14 protein-coding genes and 1 rRNA gene are annotated in these 14031 nt (G+C 57.9%); 8 read left to right on the forward strand and 7 right to left on the reverse strand.

Translation table 11 applies throughout. The features are described from left to right. Positions 1 to 8 precede the first annotated feature (8 nt). Positions 9 to 707 carry a hypothetical protein gene (locus GC177_10090; GenBank protein ID MBI1276302.1) on the reverse strand — a complete coding sequence of 233 codons (699 nt, stop codon included), beginning with the start codon at positions 705 to 707 and terminating at the stop codon, positions 9 to 11. A 4-nt stretch (positions 708 to 711) separates the two neighbouring features. Further along, on the reverse strand, positions 712 to 1770 hold the full coding sequence (gene pheS / locus GC177_10095) for a phenylalanine--tRNA ligase subunit alpha (protein ID MBI1276303.1): 1059 nt from the start codon (positions 1768 to 1770) through the stop codon (positions 712 to 714). A gap of 157 nt (positions 1771 to 1927) precedes the next feature. Between pheS and GC177_10100 the strand changes: the two genes are divergently transcribed. From GC177_10100 to GC177_10120, 5 genes are all read left to right on the forward strand, one after another. After that, complete coding sequence (locus GC177_10100; protein ID MBI1276304.1) at positions 1928 to 2497, forward strand: hypothetical protein; 570 nt, start codon at positions 1928 to 1930, stop codon at positions 2495 to 2497. A 58-nt stretch (positions 2498 to 2555) separates the two neighbouring features. Further along, positions 2556 to 3101 (forward strand): disulfide bond formation protein B, encoded by a 546-nt coding sequence (locus tag GC177_10105; protein ID MBI1276305.1) that lies wholly within the window; start codon positions 2556 to 2558, stop codon positions 3099 to 3101. Further along, a complete protein-coding gene (locus GC177_10110; GenBank protein MBI1276306.1) occupies positions 3101 to 3664 on the forward strand; it encodes a demethoxyubiquinone hydroxylase family protein in 564 nt (187 codons plus the stop codon). Before GC177_10105 ends, GC177_10110 begins: the two co-directional genes overlap by 1 nt. Positions 3665 to 3749: 85 nt before the next feature. Beyond that, a complete protein-coding gene (locus GC177_10115; GenBank protein ID MBI1276307.1) occupies positions 3750 to 4556 on the forward strand; it encodes a methyltransferase domain-containing protein in 807 nt (268 codons plus the stop codon). 70 nt (positions 4557 to 4626) lie between these two features. Further along, complete coding sequence (locus GC177_10120) at positions 4627 to 5580, forward strand: hypothetical protein (GenBank protein MBI1276308.1); 954 nt, start codon at positions 4627 to 4629, stop codon at positions 5578 to 5580. A 3-nt stretch (positions 5581 to 5583) separates the two neighbouring features. Here the strand turns inward: GC177_10120 and holA are convergent, their stop codons facing one another. From holA to GC177_10140, 4 genes are read right to left on the reverse strand one after another with little or no spacing between them, the layout of a single operon-like run. After that, entirely contained in the window at positions 5584 to 6702 is a 1119-nt protein-coding gene (gene holA, locus GC177_10125) for a DNA polymerase III subunit delta (GenBank protein MBI1276309.1), read from the reverse strand. Continuing rightward, the gene (locus tag GC177_10130; GenBank protein ID MBI1276310.1) at positions 6591 to 7271 is read right to left on the reverse strand and encodes a hypothetical protein; all 681 of its coding nucleotides are present in this window, start codon (positions 7269 to 7271) and stop codon (positions 6591 to 6593) included. Before GC177_10130 ends, holA begins: the two co-directional genes overlap by 112 nt. Continuing rightward, positions 7160 to 8050: a hypothetical protein gene (locus GC177_10135; GenBank protein ID MBI1276311.1), complete on the reverse strand. Its 891-nt coding sequence runs from the start codon at positions 8048 to 8050 to the stop codon at positions 7160 to 7162. The genes GC177_10130 and GC177_10135 overlap by 112 nt, the downstream gene beginning before the upstream one ends. A gap of 7 nt (positions 8051 to 8057) precedes the next feature. Further along, positions 8058 to 10625 carry a leucine--tRNA ligase gene (locus GC177_10140; GenBank protein ID MBI1276312.1) on the reverse strand — a complete coding sequence of 856 codons (2568 nt, stop codon included), beginning with the start codon at positions 10623 to 10625 and terminating at the stop codon, positions 8058 to 8060. A gap of 165 nt (positions 10626 to 10790) precedes the next feature. Here GC177_10140 and GC177_10145 point away from each other — a divergent pair, with 165 nt between their 5' ends. Beyond that, positions 10791 to 11561, forward strand: a complete 771-nt coding sequence (locus tag GC177_10145) for a hypothetical protein (protein MBI1276313.1) — start codon at positions 10791 to 10793, stop codon at positions 11559 to 11561. Between the two features lie 69 nt (positions 11562 to 11630). Beyond that, complete coding sequence (locus GC177_10150; protein MBI1276314.1) at positions 11631 to 12515, forward strand: hypothetical protein; 885 nt, start codon at positions 11631 to 11633, stop codon at positions 12513 to 12515. 62 nt (positions 12516 to 12577) lie between these two features. Here the strand turns inward: GC177_10150 and GC177_10155 are convergent, their stop codons facing one another. Continuing rightward, positions 12578 to 13132: a DUF3576 domain-containing protein gene (locus GC177_10155; GenBank protein MBI1276315.1), complete on the reverse strand. Its 555-nt coding sequence runs from the start codon at positions 13130 to 13132 to the stop codon at positions 12578 to 12580. A 588-nt stretch (positions 13133 to 13720) separates the two neighbouring features. Between GC177_10155 and GC177_10160 the strand changes: the two genes are divergently transcribed. Next, positions 13721 to 14031, forward strand: a 16S ribosomal RNA gene (locus GC177_10160); the annotation flags it as partial.

A 14031-nucleotide genomic window follows, 5' to 3' on the forward strand; every position in this document is an offset into this window, starting at 1 on the left:
ACAAGCCTTTAGTTTAATATTCGCATGCCGGCGCGTTCAACCGAGCCATTCAGTGTCATCAACAGCCCTGCATCATTGCGCAAGGTTGCCTGATTCATGGCGCGCTCTTTTTCCGCTTCGTCAACAAAGCCCGCCTGCACCAAACCGGAAAGGAGCGCATCCACCACGATCCCCAATGCCTCCGCGCCCGTGCTTTGCTGGTATGGGGATGTCAGCACCTGTTTATCAGCTTCCCCACAGGGAATCTCAATCCACAGCGTTGTGGAGGACCCGATGCCGCCAGCCGTGTCATTCCTGCCGACACCGCCGCAATAGGCCAGGTTCATGCTCGGGGCCTTTGCAGCGGCATCAAACAGGGGGGCGATGTTTATGTGGATCATGTGCATGAGGGGCATCAGGCGCTTTGCAAAAAGCGGGTCGGTGATTTTTCCATCCTCCGCGCATTTTCGCATCTTGCCCAAATAGGCCATCAGCCCGTCGCCCGGCATCAGCAACCCCGCGGAATCATTCTCCGTGGCGATGCTGTTGAGGCATTCCACATCCTCCGCGTTCAGATCATAGTGGCTGTGCAGCTCAAAAATCACGGTGGCATGCTCGCCCTCAAACGGATTGGCGCGCGTGTAATGCGCGGACACGCGAAAGCTTGCCTGTTCCGTACCGGGGCAGGCTTTTTTGATCTCAAAAAGCTGGAAGACCGTTTTGTCCATCGTGTCAGCTCAGCGGAGAAAAGCCGTAATGCTGGAGCCAGCGGAGATCGCCTTCGAAGAAGAGGCGGAGGTCGGCCATGCCGTATTTGAGCATGGCGAGGCGCTCCACGCCCATGCCGAAGGCGAAGCCGCTGTAGTCGGCGGGGTCGATGCCGCCGTTCTTCAGGACTACTGGATGAATCATGCCGCAGCCGAGGATTTCCAGCCAGTCGGTGCCCTTGCCGACATCGACGCCATCGGGGCCGCGCTTGCAGCCGATATCAACTTCGGCGGAAGGTTCGGTGAAGGGGAAGAAACTCGGGCGGAAACGGAGCGGCACGGTCTCCAGGCCGAAAAAGCGCTTCAGGAAGCCCTCCAGGCAGCCCTTGAGGTGGCCCATGTGGATGCCCTTGTCGATGACGATGCCCTCCACCTGGTGGAACATGGGAGTGTGGGTGGCGTCGCTATCCGCCCGGTAGGTGTTGCCGGGGGCGATGATGCGAATGGGCGGCTGGCCGGCCTGCATGGCGCGGATCTGCACCGGGGAGGTGTGGGTGCGCAGCACGGGACGGTTGCCCTCCTCGCCCTGCAGGTAGAAGGTGTCGTGCATCTGGCGGGCGGGGTGTTCCGGCGGGATGTTGAGGGCGGTGAAATTGTACCAGTCCGTCTCGATATCCGGGCCGAGCGCCACGGCGAAACCCATATCGGCGAAGATTTCCTGGATCTCGGTCATCACCTTGCTGATGGGGTGGATGGCGCCTTTGGCCTCCGGCCGCACGGCAAGCGAGATGTCGGCGATCTCGGTTTTCAGGCGGGCTTCCATCTCGCTGGCTTCCAGCGCCTGCTTGCGGGTGGCGAGGGCTTCTTCCACGGCCTGTTTTGCGGCATTGATGGAGGCACCGAATGTCTTGCGCTCTTCCGGCGGCATGCGGCCAAGCTGGCCCATGGCAAGCGAGAGGCTGCCCTTTTTGCCGAGCACGGCGACGCGTACCTGCTCCAGCGCATCAAGGCTGGCGGCGAATTGCACCTGGGAAAGGGCTTCCTGTTTCAGGCTTTCGGCATCGGGGGCGGAGTCAATGGGCATGGCGGCTGCGGCGTTGGACATAAAGGGTTCCGTAAAAGTGCGAGCCACAGGGATTAACGTATTTACGCATTGTTTTCCATTGTTTTGTCACCAAAGGCATTTGTCACGCCTGCGTAATAAAACACGGATAAAAGCACTGAGAAACCGAGAGAATCCCGTGGACCACGAAGCCGCATTATTGAAACTGATGCACCAGAGTGCCGCCATCACCTATCAGATGGGACAAATCCACCATGCCGTGCATGCCCTGTCGGCTGCGCTTTTCCATTTTCACAGCGACTGGTCCAGCAAAGGCGAGACCCCCGATCTTTCGGAGTTGGCCGCTCTTAATCACGCCATCGATAATCCTTGCTTGAAATTGATCGATTACGCACAGGATTTCCTCATCAGCGACGACCCTTTGTATGGGGTTTTCGGAAGCATCGGCAAAATTGATGGGGCTGATGATATGGAGCAGGTGATAAAAAGCATCCACGAGGATTTTTCCATGCGCTATCGTTATGCGGGCGCGTTGATGAAACAGGTTCAGGAACGCCTGGAATCCATCGTTACCATCATGCGCAACCACCCGGAAGCCATCGCCGCCTACAACCAGACGCATGCGCATACGCTGATCGATGTTTCATCGATCGAATATTACCTTCAGAGCTATGCGTTTGAGGGAGTGATCATAAACCTGGCCGGCGCCGAGGCCCATGCGCGTGAATTGTTTGCTCCACAGGCATAACTCGTTCGGGCATTGATTTTTCTTTTCTCTATCCTCCGCAGGATTATGATAACCGCCCATGTGGAACACACACAAACGGTTGCAATCCATCCGTCAATGGCCGGCGCGGCATGTGCTGCGGGCCTTGGGCGTGGTTTCGCTCGGGGCATTGCTGGCGGCCTATGTGCTGCAATATGGCTTTGGGTTTGCCCCGTGCGCCATGTGTTTGAAAGAGCGCATTCCCTATGCCGTGGCGGGCATTGCCGCGCTTCTGGGCAGCTGCGCCACCGCGCAGCCGGGCGTGCGGCGCGCGGCGCTGGCGGCCATTGCGCTCAGCATGTGGGTGGGCGTGGGGCTGGCGGCCTACCATGTGGGCATTGAGATGGGGTGGATTACCGAAAGCGGCTGCGTGGCGCAAAGCGGCGATACCAGCTCGCTGGAGGCAATGAGGGCCGCCATTATGGCCGCGCCGCTGGTTTCGTGCGATCAGCCGACGGCGGTGTTCTTCGGCTGGTCGCTGGCGAGCTGGAACGCGGTGTTCGTGCTGGTGATGGCCTTCTGGGCGACGGCGGCATTGCGGGGCTTCTGGAACCGTACCGACAGCATGAACAGGACGTTTTATTGATGAGCCAACTCCCCCCACAGCCCGGCGATGCCGATGGCAAGGAATACCTGCACCGGATGATGCGCGTCAACCAGGCAGGGGAATATGGCGCGGTGCGGATTTACAAGGGCCAGCTGGCGGCGCTGCGGCGGCGGAAAGACCCGGAAAGCCGCAAGGCGGTGAAGCTGATTGAGCAAATGCTGGAACAGGAACGCATGCATCTGGATTATTTCAACAAGGCCCTGCCCGCGCAGCGCATCCGCCCCACCGCCTTGCAGCCCCTGTGGCATGTGGGCGGGTTTTTGCTGGGCGCGGCCACGGCAGCGCTTGGGCCCAAGGCAGCGATGGCCTGCACGGTGGCGGTGGAAGAGGTGATCGGCCAGCATTATGGCGAGCAGCTGGAAAAAATGGACGCCGCCAGCCCTGAGCTGAAACAGCAGCTGGCGAAGTTTCAGGCCGACGAGCTGGAGCATCATGACACGGGGCTGGAGGAAGGGGCGCAGGGGGCCGTTGCTTACCCTGTGTTGCATGGGGTTGTGAGCGCCATTACCAACCTGGCGATACGCGCCAGTCGCCGCCTGTAATTCACATATTATATGTGTATTAATTTCTATTAACCGATTTTGATTGTTTTTTTATCCGAAAAGGCGCAGAGAGGCTGCATAGGAGATGCATATGGCCTCGCACGATACCACGCTTTTCGACCCCAAAGAGATTTTCGGCCGCCAAGTGGCGCATTATCAAAAAGGCCGGGTGATGCTGGAAACGCCGGAGGTGGGACGCTGGCTGGCGCATATGAAGGTGCCGCCGGATTCCGCCGTGGCGGACGTGGCCGCCGGCACGGGCAACCTGACGGTGCCACTGGCGAAGCTGGGCTATCAGGTGACGGCGATTGAACCGAACGATGCCATGCGCGGCGCATTGGCAGACCGGTTGCAGGTGGAAGGCATCACGACGGTTGCCATTAAGCCCGGTACGGCGGAAAAGCTGCCACTGGAAGACCAGAGCGTGCACCTGATCGGGGTGGCGAACGCGCTGCACTGGTTTGACCCCGCCAAGGCCAAGCCGGAAATGCGACGCGCGCTGGCCCCGAGCGGATGGCTGCTCGGGCTTTCCTCCATCATTTCGCCCGATGCGGAGATCACCCAAAAGCTGCATGCGGTGCTGACGAAGGAATGCCCTGACTATTCCGAAGCGCCGACGCAATTCGCCTCCACCCGGCAAAGCCATGTGGACCGCTATATCGAGGCCTATATCACGCCGAGCTTTTATGAGAAAAACCAGCCGGTGATCCATTTCTCCTTCGAGCGGTTCATTGCCTATCTGGCATCCATTTCCAGCCTGGCAGACTGGATGAGCGGCCCGACCAGCCGGGATGCGGCCCTGGCCAGCATGGAGAGATTCTTCCATCAGCATGAGGAGGATGGGGAGATTCCCTTGACCTGGGACATGGTGGTGGCCGCAGGAGAGCTGTAAAAAGAACGTTTTCGCAAAAGCTTAACAAAGCGATGGTAGAACTCGGGATGTTATTCATCACGGGTTTTGCATGTTCGACTATCAGGCATTCAGCGCACCGGGCGCGCGTCAGGTACCCCTTTCCGATCAGGTAACCGCTATTACCGTGGCGGAGGGCCAGAATGGCGCAAATTACATCAATTTCAGCGCGAAACACCCCATCGGCGGAAGGCCCATGGTCTCCGGCTGGAAAGCCCATGTGTCCGTTCATCCGGACGATATGGAAGCGGCGCTTAACCTGGCTGTTCCGTTGATTTTGAAATATGGCCTCAATGCCAAGGCCGTGAGGGTCGGCACTCTGGAAGAAATCTCCGACCCCGACCAGACATGGCAGGCCGGCAAACATTTCACCTTCTATGAGAATCAATCCCTGAATGATGAAGGAATCCGCCCCAAGGTTTCTTTCATTCAGTTTCTGACGGAGTTGGAGCATGCATTCAAAGAGCATGGCATCCGTCGCTGGGAGCCGAGCCCCAACCCCATGAACACCCTCAGGTATGGCAATGTCATCGCCGGGCAGGCCAATGAGCTCTACACATCCTTTAAAGACGGATATGCGCTGTTTGACAGGCCGGTTGGAACCTATACCGCCATTCGCTATGACGGCGCAGGGGTTTATGGCCAGCGTTACGCGGATATGGACGAGCTTCTGGTTCGCTATCGCGCAGGATTTGCCTATGATTCCCTTTACAACCCCGATAATGCGGGGCCGCATTGCGCGTTTGATATCTTCGGCCTGAAACAGGCAGGCATTCCCATCCGGCTGGATGCGCTGGAGGAAATCACCCAGTTTGCCCGCACGCTTTTACGCACAGGCGCGGACGAGACCGTTGCGAATATGGCCAAAGAGGAAACATGCCGCATCCTGAGCCAGAGCTACGGGCGGGATGTTGATACATCTCTCATCGGTGAAATGCTGGCCATGTGGCAGCGGTTCACCGGCCTCAGCAATGTTGAGCAATCCGCCGTTTCCCGAATGCTTTGACCGCTAAGCCGCCCGCGGCTGGGCGAGCTTGTGCAGCAGCAGGGCGTAGGCCTGGTTGGCGTTCATTTTCACGTCGGCTTCCATGGCGAGCAGGGATTGCATGAGCGAGATGAGATCCTGCAATGACCAGCCGCGCATGGTGGCTTTTAATAAATCCTGCTGTTTGAAGAAAAAGGGCGGGCGGGCCTTCATGGCGGCCTGCTCCATGCCCATGCCCGCATCCAATGCCTGACGCACGGCAATGAGGCGCAGCACGTTGCCTGCCAGCTGGCGATGGACGCTGACGGCGCTGGTCTGTTCGGCTTCCAGCAGGTTGAGCTGGTGGGTGAGTTTAGCGAAATCGCGGCGCAAGAGGGCGGAAAGAAGGGCATCGGCGCTGTCGTGCTCGTAGCTTGGGACGGCGAGTTTGACCTCCTCCAGCGATATGTTGCCGGGGCCGCCCTTAAAGAGCAGGAGCTTTTCCATTTCCATGCGGACGGCCATGGAATCACCGGCCATTTGCCCGGCAAGGTAGGTGGCGGCGTCGCGGTCCAGCACCAGGCCGACATTGGCGGCTTCGTGCCTTAGCATGGCGGCCATGTCGCCCATCTCTGGCGCATAGCAGCCGATGATGGCGATGGCGGGTTCCTTTTCCGCCCACTGGCCGAACTTGGAGGTTTTGGTGAGGCTTTCATCCACGCGGATGAGGAGGAAATGGGAGGTTTTGGCGAGATCGGCGGCTTCGAGCGTTTCGCGGAAGGTTTCGCCCGCGCCGGTGATGTCATACAGGCTGGTGCCGCCAAAGAGCGAACCGCTGGCGAGCAGATCGCCCAGGAAAGGGTTGCCCTTCATCACCGCGCCCGCGTCCAGGCGCTGATGCTCCAGGTCCTTATGCAGGTTCTTCAGATGGGCGACGATATCCGCCCCAACCGCCTGCTGGCGGGATGCATCGTTGCCGTGCAGCAGAAAGCAGCGCACCGGCGATTGTTTCAGGCGTGCCGGAAGCTGGCCGATATCGTTGGGGTTCCATTTCATTGATGCGTCACCGGGGTTTCGGCGATTTCCGGCGTGGCGGCGGCTTTCGCATTCGGCTGCTTGCTGTAGTCGCGATTGGCCAGGCGCAAGCGGATGATTTGGGCGCATTCGGCGATGGCGCGCTCGGTGGCATCACGCTCGGCCATGGTGGTGGCGAAATCCTCCAGCGCGACATCGTAGCTGGAGAGGGCGCGGGCGCTACCCATGGTCAGCTGTTTATGGTCGGAAAGACGGGTAAGCGTGTAGGCGCATGCCACGCTGACGGAATAACGCCCGACAAGGCCGCGCTCATCAATGCGGGCCGTCAGCTTGCTGACAGTAGGAACCACCTGCAGCGTGAAATCCTTCTGCACCGCGCGGTCCACGCCCAGCGCCTCACGCATGTAGCGGCGCATCAGCTGACCTTCGCGCGTATCCGGCGTATTGACGTCAATGGCTTCCATAAAGGAGGTGCCGCCGCCGATATCCTGGCGGGAGCCGTAGAGGGGGCGTACGTCGCAGGCCGTCAGCATCAGGCATGCCATGATGGCCGTGTATTTCATCATCCGTGTAACCATGGCCATTCCTAACATTCCACCTCGTTCATCCTTGCCGCCAGCCGGTCCAGTTCCGGGCGCACCGCCTCGATCAGGCTGGTCGTTTCGAACACCCCGGTTTGCGCGGCGATGCGCTGCCATTTTTCCATGTCTTGCACGGTAAGGGAAGCCTCATCTAGCAACCGGCACATCTCCTTGTAATGCGGCTCCGAGAAATCTTTTGGGAACTGGTGCAGCAGATCGGACAGATGGCGCCAATAGGCGGACTGCAGCGGATGGGTTTCCTGAAGCTCCTCCCATTCCTCGCCAAAAACATCCACGGAAAAGCTGCCCTCTTTAATAGAATCGAATAGCCCGTATATCTCTTCATCGGTCATTTCATCGAGCGACATCATGCCGTCATTGTCCAGCACATAGAGGGTGGATTCATCCTCGGTTTCGACGATGATGTAATTGCTGTCCTGTCCGGCGCTGCAAAAATGGCGCTGCCGCCACATGGAGCAGAAAAGCTCCCACCATAAAAGCACCGGCGGCGTTTCATCCAGCAAGGTCACGGCAGGGTGATGGCGAAGGTTGTTCATGAATTCCACCACGCCCTGCTCCACCATGATGGTGAGATGGGCAGGCACCACCTGGGACAAAGGCGGCCTGAAGGCACAATGCTGCCCGGGCACAAAATCATCCAGCGGATTGAAGGCGAAGCGCACGGCTGTTTGCTTGTCCAGCCCGGCGACAACCGCTTCATTGCCGAGGCCTAGAAATTCCGGCTCAAAGGCGCGGCCCTGCTCCTGCATGGCAATGAAGGTGAGCAGGCTGTCGCATGTTGCCAATGCGCAGTCAGCGTTGGTGAAATTGGCATCGACATAGAGCTTCAGTAAGGGGCGCAGTTCGCTGAACGGATCATGCTGAACAGCAACCATCGTGGAACTATGCGGCAACGAGGTTCAGGATGCGGCCGGGAACGTAGATGACCTTGCGCAGCTGTTTGCCGTCGATGGCGCGTTGCACATCGGCGAGTTCGAGCGCGGCGGGTTTGACGTCGGCCTCGCTGGCGTCCTTGGCGCATTCGATGGTGCCGCGGAGCTTGCCGTTGACCTGTACGGCGAGGGTGACGACATCGTCGGCGACGAGGGCCATATCGACCGTGGGCCATGGCTGCTGGCAGATGAAGCCTTTACCGTCCACAGCCTGCCATAAGCTTTCGGCCAGGTGGTGCATCATGGGGGCGATGAGGTGGATGACGGCGTTAATGGACTCTTTCAGCGCGGCTTTCTGAGCGGGGGTTTCGGCCTTGAAACCTTCAATGGCGTTGGAGAGTTCGCGGATGCGGGCCACGGCGCGGTTCATGCGGAAGGCAGGGATATCCTGCGCGACCTGATGGAGCGTTTTGTGGGTGAGTTTGCGCAGCGCCAGGGCGGGTGCATCGGATGCATCATGGGCATCGCTGCCGGTGATGAGGGGTTGTGCCTCGCGTACCAGGCGCCAGAGGCGGCCCATGTAGCGCCATGCGCCGTCGACGCCGGCTTCGGTCCATTCCAGGTCGCGCTCGGGCGGGCTGTCGGAGAGCATGAAGAGGCGGGCGGTGTCGGCGCCATAGGCTTTGACGATGCGGTCCGGCTCCACGGTGTTCTTTTTGGATTTGCTCATTTTCTCGGAGCGGCCGATGGTCACCGGCGTGCCGGATTCCGTCTGCCATTTGCCGTCGGCGGATTTCACGACCTCCTCAGGGTAGCACCATTGGCCGTTGGCGTCTTTGTACGTCTCGTGCGTGACCATGCCCTGGGTGACGAGTTTTTTGAAAGGTTCGCTGAAACTGATGTGGCCGGTGTCGCGCAGGGCTTTGATGAAGAAGCGGGCGTAGAGAAGGTGCAGCACGGCGTGTTCGATGCCGCCGATGTAGCAATCCACCGGGTTCCAGCGCTCGACTTCCTTTTTGTTCAGCGGCTCGCTGGTGGAGGGGTCGGTGTAGCGGAGGAAGTACCAGGAGGATTCGAAGAAGGTGTCGAACGTGTCTGTCTCGCGTGTGGCCTTGCCAGAGCATTTTGGGCAGTCGACATGCTTCCAGGTGGGATGACGGTCGAGCGGGTTGCCGGGGGTGTCGAAATTCACGTCCTCGGGCAATGTTACCGGGAGCTGGTTTTTGGGCACCGGCACGGTACCGCAGCTCGGGCAGTTGATGACGGGAATGGGGCAGCCCCAGTAGCGCTGACGGGAAACGCCCCAGTCGCGCAGGCGGAAGTTGATCTGGCTTTCGCCCCTGCCCGCTTTTTTCAGCGCGGCGATGGCGGTTTTTTTGCCTTCCTCAACCGTGAGGCCGTTCCAGTCGCGTGAGTTGATGAGCCGGCCCGCGCCGAGGAAAGGGTCCTCGTTGATGGTCATTTCGGCGACGCCTTCGGGGGCGACGACGGGAATGACCGGGAGGCTATAGCGGCGGGCGAATTCCAGGTCGCGCGCATCGTGCGCGGGGCAGCCGAAGATGGCGCCGGTGCCGTAATCCATGAGGATGTAATTGGCGACATAGAGCGGGAGCTCGATGCTCGCATCCAGCGGGTGCTTGAGTTTGAGCGGGGTTTTGTGGCCGACTTTTTCGGCGGTGTCGATGGCTTCTTCCGCCGTGCCGAGCTGGCGGCATTCGGCGATGAAGGCGGTGAGTTTTTCATCTGATTTCGCCAGTTCGGCGGCGATGGGGTGATCGGGCGAGATGGCGACGAAGCTGGCGCCCCAGAGCGTATCGGGGCGGGTGGTGTAGATGGGGAGCGGTGCGCGGCTGCCATCGGTGAATTCAAAGGTCATGTGCGCGCCTTCGCTGCGGCCGATCCAGCGGCGCTGCATGGTGCGGACGGATTCGGGCCAGTCGGTCAGGTCATTATCCACGGCATCGAGAAGTTCCTGCGCGTAATGGGTGATTTTGAGGAACCACTGGTTCATCAGGCGGCGTTCCACCACCGCACCGCTGCGCCAGCCGCGACCATCGACGACCTGCTCGTTGGCAAGCACGGTATTGTCGACGGGGTCCCAGTTGACCCAGGATTCTTTTTTGTAGGCGAGGCCCTTCTCCAGGAAATCAAGGAAGAAGCTTTGTTCGTGGCGATAGTAATCCGGCGAGCAGGTGGCGACTTCCTTATTCCAGTCGTAGGAGAAGCCGATTTCCTTCAGCTTCTGGCGCATGTCGGCGATGTTGGCGTAGGTCCAGGTGGCCGGGTGGGTTTTGTTCTGGATGGCGGCGTTTTCCGCAGGCAGGCCGAAGGCGTCCCAGCCCATGGGGTGAAGCACGTCATGGCCGTTCATGGTGAGGAACCGGGCGAGCACATCGCCGAGCGTGTAGTTGCGCAAATGGCCCATATGCAGCTTGCCGCTTGGGTAGGGTAGCATTTCCAGCACGTAATATTTCGGGCGCGCAGACGGCGCGGGCGTGTTGAATACCCCGGCTTTTTCCCAGGCTTTTTGCCAGCTCGGTTCGGATTCGAGGGGGTTATAGCGTTCGGGCAGCTGCATGAAGTTAACCAATCTGTGAGGGTTACCCGGTGTTTTTAACGATTTGGCGCTGTTGTGCAAGATTCATTGGGGAAAACGGCCGCTGGACCGTGCGATGCATCGTCATCACGATGTCATCGTCCTTTGTTAGTTTTCTGCGTGTATCCATTACTGCGAGAATAAACCATGCCTAGTCCCACTATTCATCAGCTGCTGAATGCGGAGCTGAATGCCGTCCAACAGCAGGCCTTTGCGACCTTAGAAAATCAATATGGCGCGTTATTTTTGTCTTCCCCTGAATCTGGCATTTACAGCCATGATTACGCCGTTCAATCTCAGGCAGCAAGCGGCTTGACCGGTGACCGGAATGACCGGTTAGACCAGTTTAAACGTCAATTTTTGAATGACTGGCATCAACAAGCCTTAACGGTTGACTGGGACAACCCGGATGAACGCAACCAATTCTTGAGCGATTTTCGCCATGCTTTCGCGGCGGCAGCATTTCCTGAACTCGATACCTCAGGCTTTTTGTCAGGAGAAACCTATCATACAGGCCAGGTTCAGGCTGCATTCGATGAAGCATCCCATTCTGCTGACCTGAACTCTGGTGATTATGCAGCCTACCAAGCCGCCGAGCATCATTTTGACAACTCTTATACCGATTTGCTTCAAGGTGTTGTTTTGGCGACCGAGAGTTTCATAGATGATCGCCCTCGGGATTGGTCTTCCTCAATGATACGACGAGCTGAAGCATTTGCCGGCAGTGCCGGTAACGGCAGCATCGATACGGATGACGAATTAAATGCCGTTATCCAGTGCGCCAAAGACCTGCTGCAAGACGGCATTGTCGATCGGAGCGAGGATATGGTGAATGCGGCTCAGGAGATGTTCAAACTCAATCCCGACCAAACCGAGCGATTAGCTGTGTCACTGGAAGCTGATATCGACCTTTCCTAGGGCTTTGTAACAAATCTGTCACCGTTTTTTCGTATTCATACCGGAACGATTTTTCCGGGAGATACAGAAATGACCGTACGGCAGATAGCCAATGAACTGGCAACCTATGAAGCCCTGGCCGCTTATAATCAGGCCGTCAGCTATCTTCTGAAGACATATGGCCCCGATGCGCTTGCTGGCGAGCATGGCGGCATTTTCAGCACGAACGCAACCATTCGTGATGCCGCTGCTCAGGCAGCCGGCGTGCCTGCCGAAATCATTGCCACCGGCGACCAGAAGCAAATGGTGAACTGGGTTTATCAAAGCATCCTTGATAGGATGGATATGGACAGCATCGACTGGACTGACCCGACCCAGCGCAACACATTTCTCTACAGATTGCAGCAGAATTATGTGACGGCCATGTTCACCGGCGTGGTGACGGATGATTTTGTCTCGGGCGAGCAATATTACCTGAAAGGCATGCGCGATAATTACGATGAAATCACGCCCTCTGGCACCACGGCCGGAGAGGATGTGCAATATGATTACCATGAGGGCACATCCATTGTGAATTATGCCGAAGGCTATAGTTATTATGCCGCCGCCAATAACTGGACCGATCACCCTGATATGGCCACCCAGCAATTTGCCATTTTGCTTAACAACCTTTCCATGGTGGCCAAGGAACATGACAGCGAGATCGCTATCCCTGAGGACAGGCTTGCACGCATGAAGACCGTTGCAATGGGGGTTCTGGAATGGTCCGCCGGTAATGGCTCCGGCGCCAATGGCGTGGTGGATACGGACGCTGAAATGAACCAGCTCATCGCCTGCGGGCAGCATTTGCTGAATGATGGGATTACGGTCAATCCAGGATTTCTGGTGGATGATTTTGTCGACCTGTTTGACCTCACCCCAGATCAGACCAAACGGCTGGAAGATACGTTGAAACAAACCGCTTCCATTGGCTAAAAATAGCCGCGCTTATGAAAAAGGCGGCCGGTGGCCGCCTTTTTTGTTGGTTACGGGGATGGCTATTTCTTTTCCGACGCCACGCGCAGCTCACGCGCGCGGGTGAGGATGAGGTCTTCGAATTCACGCGCAACTTTGGGGTTGGAGGGGGCGTCCTTCCAGGTGCCGTTTGGCTGTTTTTCCTGGCGGAAGGCCGTGACCCGCACGCCGTCGGCACGCAGCGTGGCCGAAAGGATAAGCACGTTAAGCTTGAAGCGCTCGGTGCTTTCGGTGGTGGGGGCGTACCAGTCGGTCGCGATCACGCCGCCGAAGGGATCGGTGGAAAGGATAGGCATGAAGGAGAGCGTGTCCAGCGCGCCGCGCCAGAGGAAGCTGTTGACGGGGATGCCCCCCGCACCGGCGGCCTGGGCGTCATCCTTGGAGCCGCTGCCGAAAAGCGAAAACCCGCCCTCCTCGCTGATGAGCGAGCCGTTGCGGGATTTGCGGATATTATCCGGGTCGTCCGGGTAATTGGTCTCTTTTTTGATTTTCTTGTCGGCGCATCCAACGACGGACAGGGTGGACCCCGCCAGCAGCGCCGTCAGAAGCAAGCGGATGGCATAATGATGAGTACGCATGGGACACCCTCTTCTTGTTTATGGTGTTCGGTTTTAATGCGGGCACGTTATCAAAAACGCCACGTTTGCCAAGTAAATACGCCCACATGTTTCATCCATCCATCTGCCGGACCATGTGCCGGATGCCTGCGGCGGGCGGAAGAAATCGCCCCGAATGACCCGTGAGGGGGCAAAAAAGCATCCGCAACCGCCTGCCCGTTCCATTAGCCCGGCAGATGCGCTGCCTTCCGACCGGATAATTTTCTTTTATTTTCAATGGCCGGAATTTTTTTATACTTTTTTTATTTTTCGTCGTTGACAGGCAAAGGGCCCTAGGGTACATAGCCCATCCCGCCGCGACGAAACAAGCGAAGCGGGCCGGAGAGGAAGCCCCTCCCGAGAGCTCTTTGACATTGTGAAACAGATGTTAGTGATGAGGTGGGCAATATCACCGCCAAGCGGTGGTTTGCGGTTGTGACAAACAACGTCCCTCATCACAACAAAAAGATACATGTATATGCATATATCTGTTGATTCTAATGAAGCAACTAGTTGTGACGTTAAAGGGACAGATCAAATTAGCTAAAGCCTAGCTTTAGCACTCAAGCAAAACTTGAGAGTTTGATCCTGGCTCAGAGCGAACGCTGGCGGCAGGCCTAACACATGCAAGTCGAACGGGGTAGCAATACCTAGTGGCGCACGGGTGAGTAACGCGTGGGAATCTACCTGATAGTACGGAATAACGGTTGGAAACGACCGCTAATACCGTATACGCTCTTCGGAGGAAAGTTTTTCGCTATCAGATGAGCCCGCGTAAGATTAGCTAGTTGGTGAGGTAATGGCTCACCAAGGCTACGATCTTTAGCTGGTCTGAGAGGACGATCAGCCACACTGGAACTGAGACACGGTCCAGACTCCTA

This window comes from bacterium (assembly GCA_016124905.1).
Taxonomy (GTDB): domain Bacteria; phylum Pseudomonadota; class Alphaproteobacteria; order Rickettsiales; family RI-342; genus RI-342.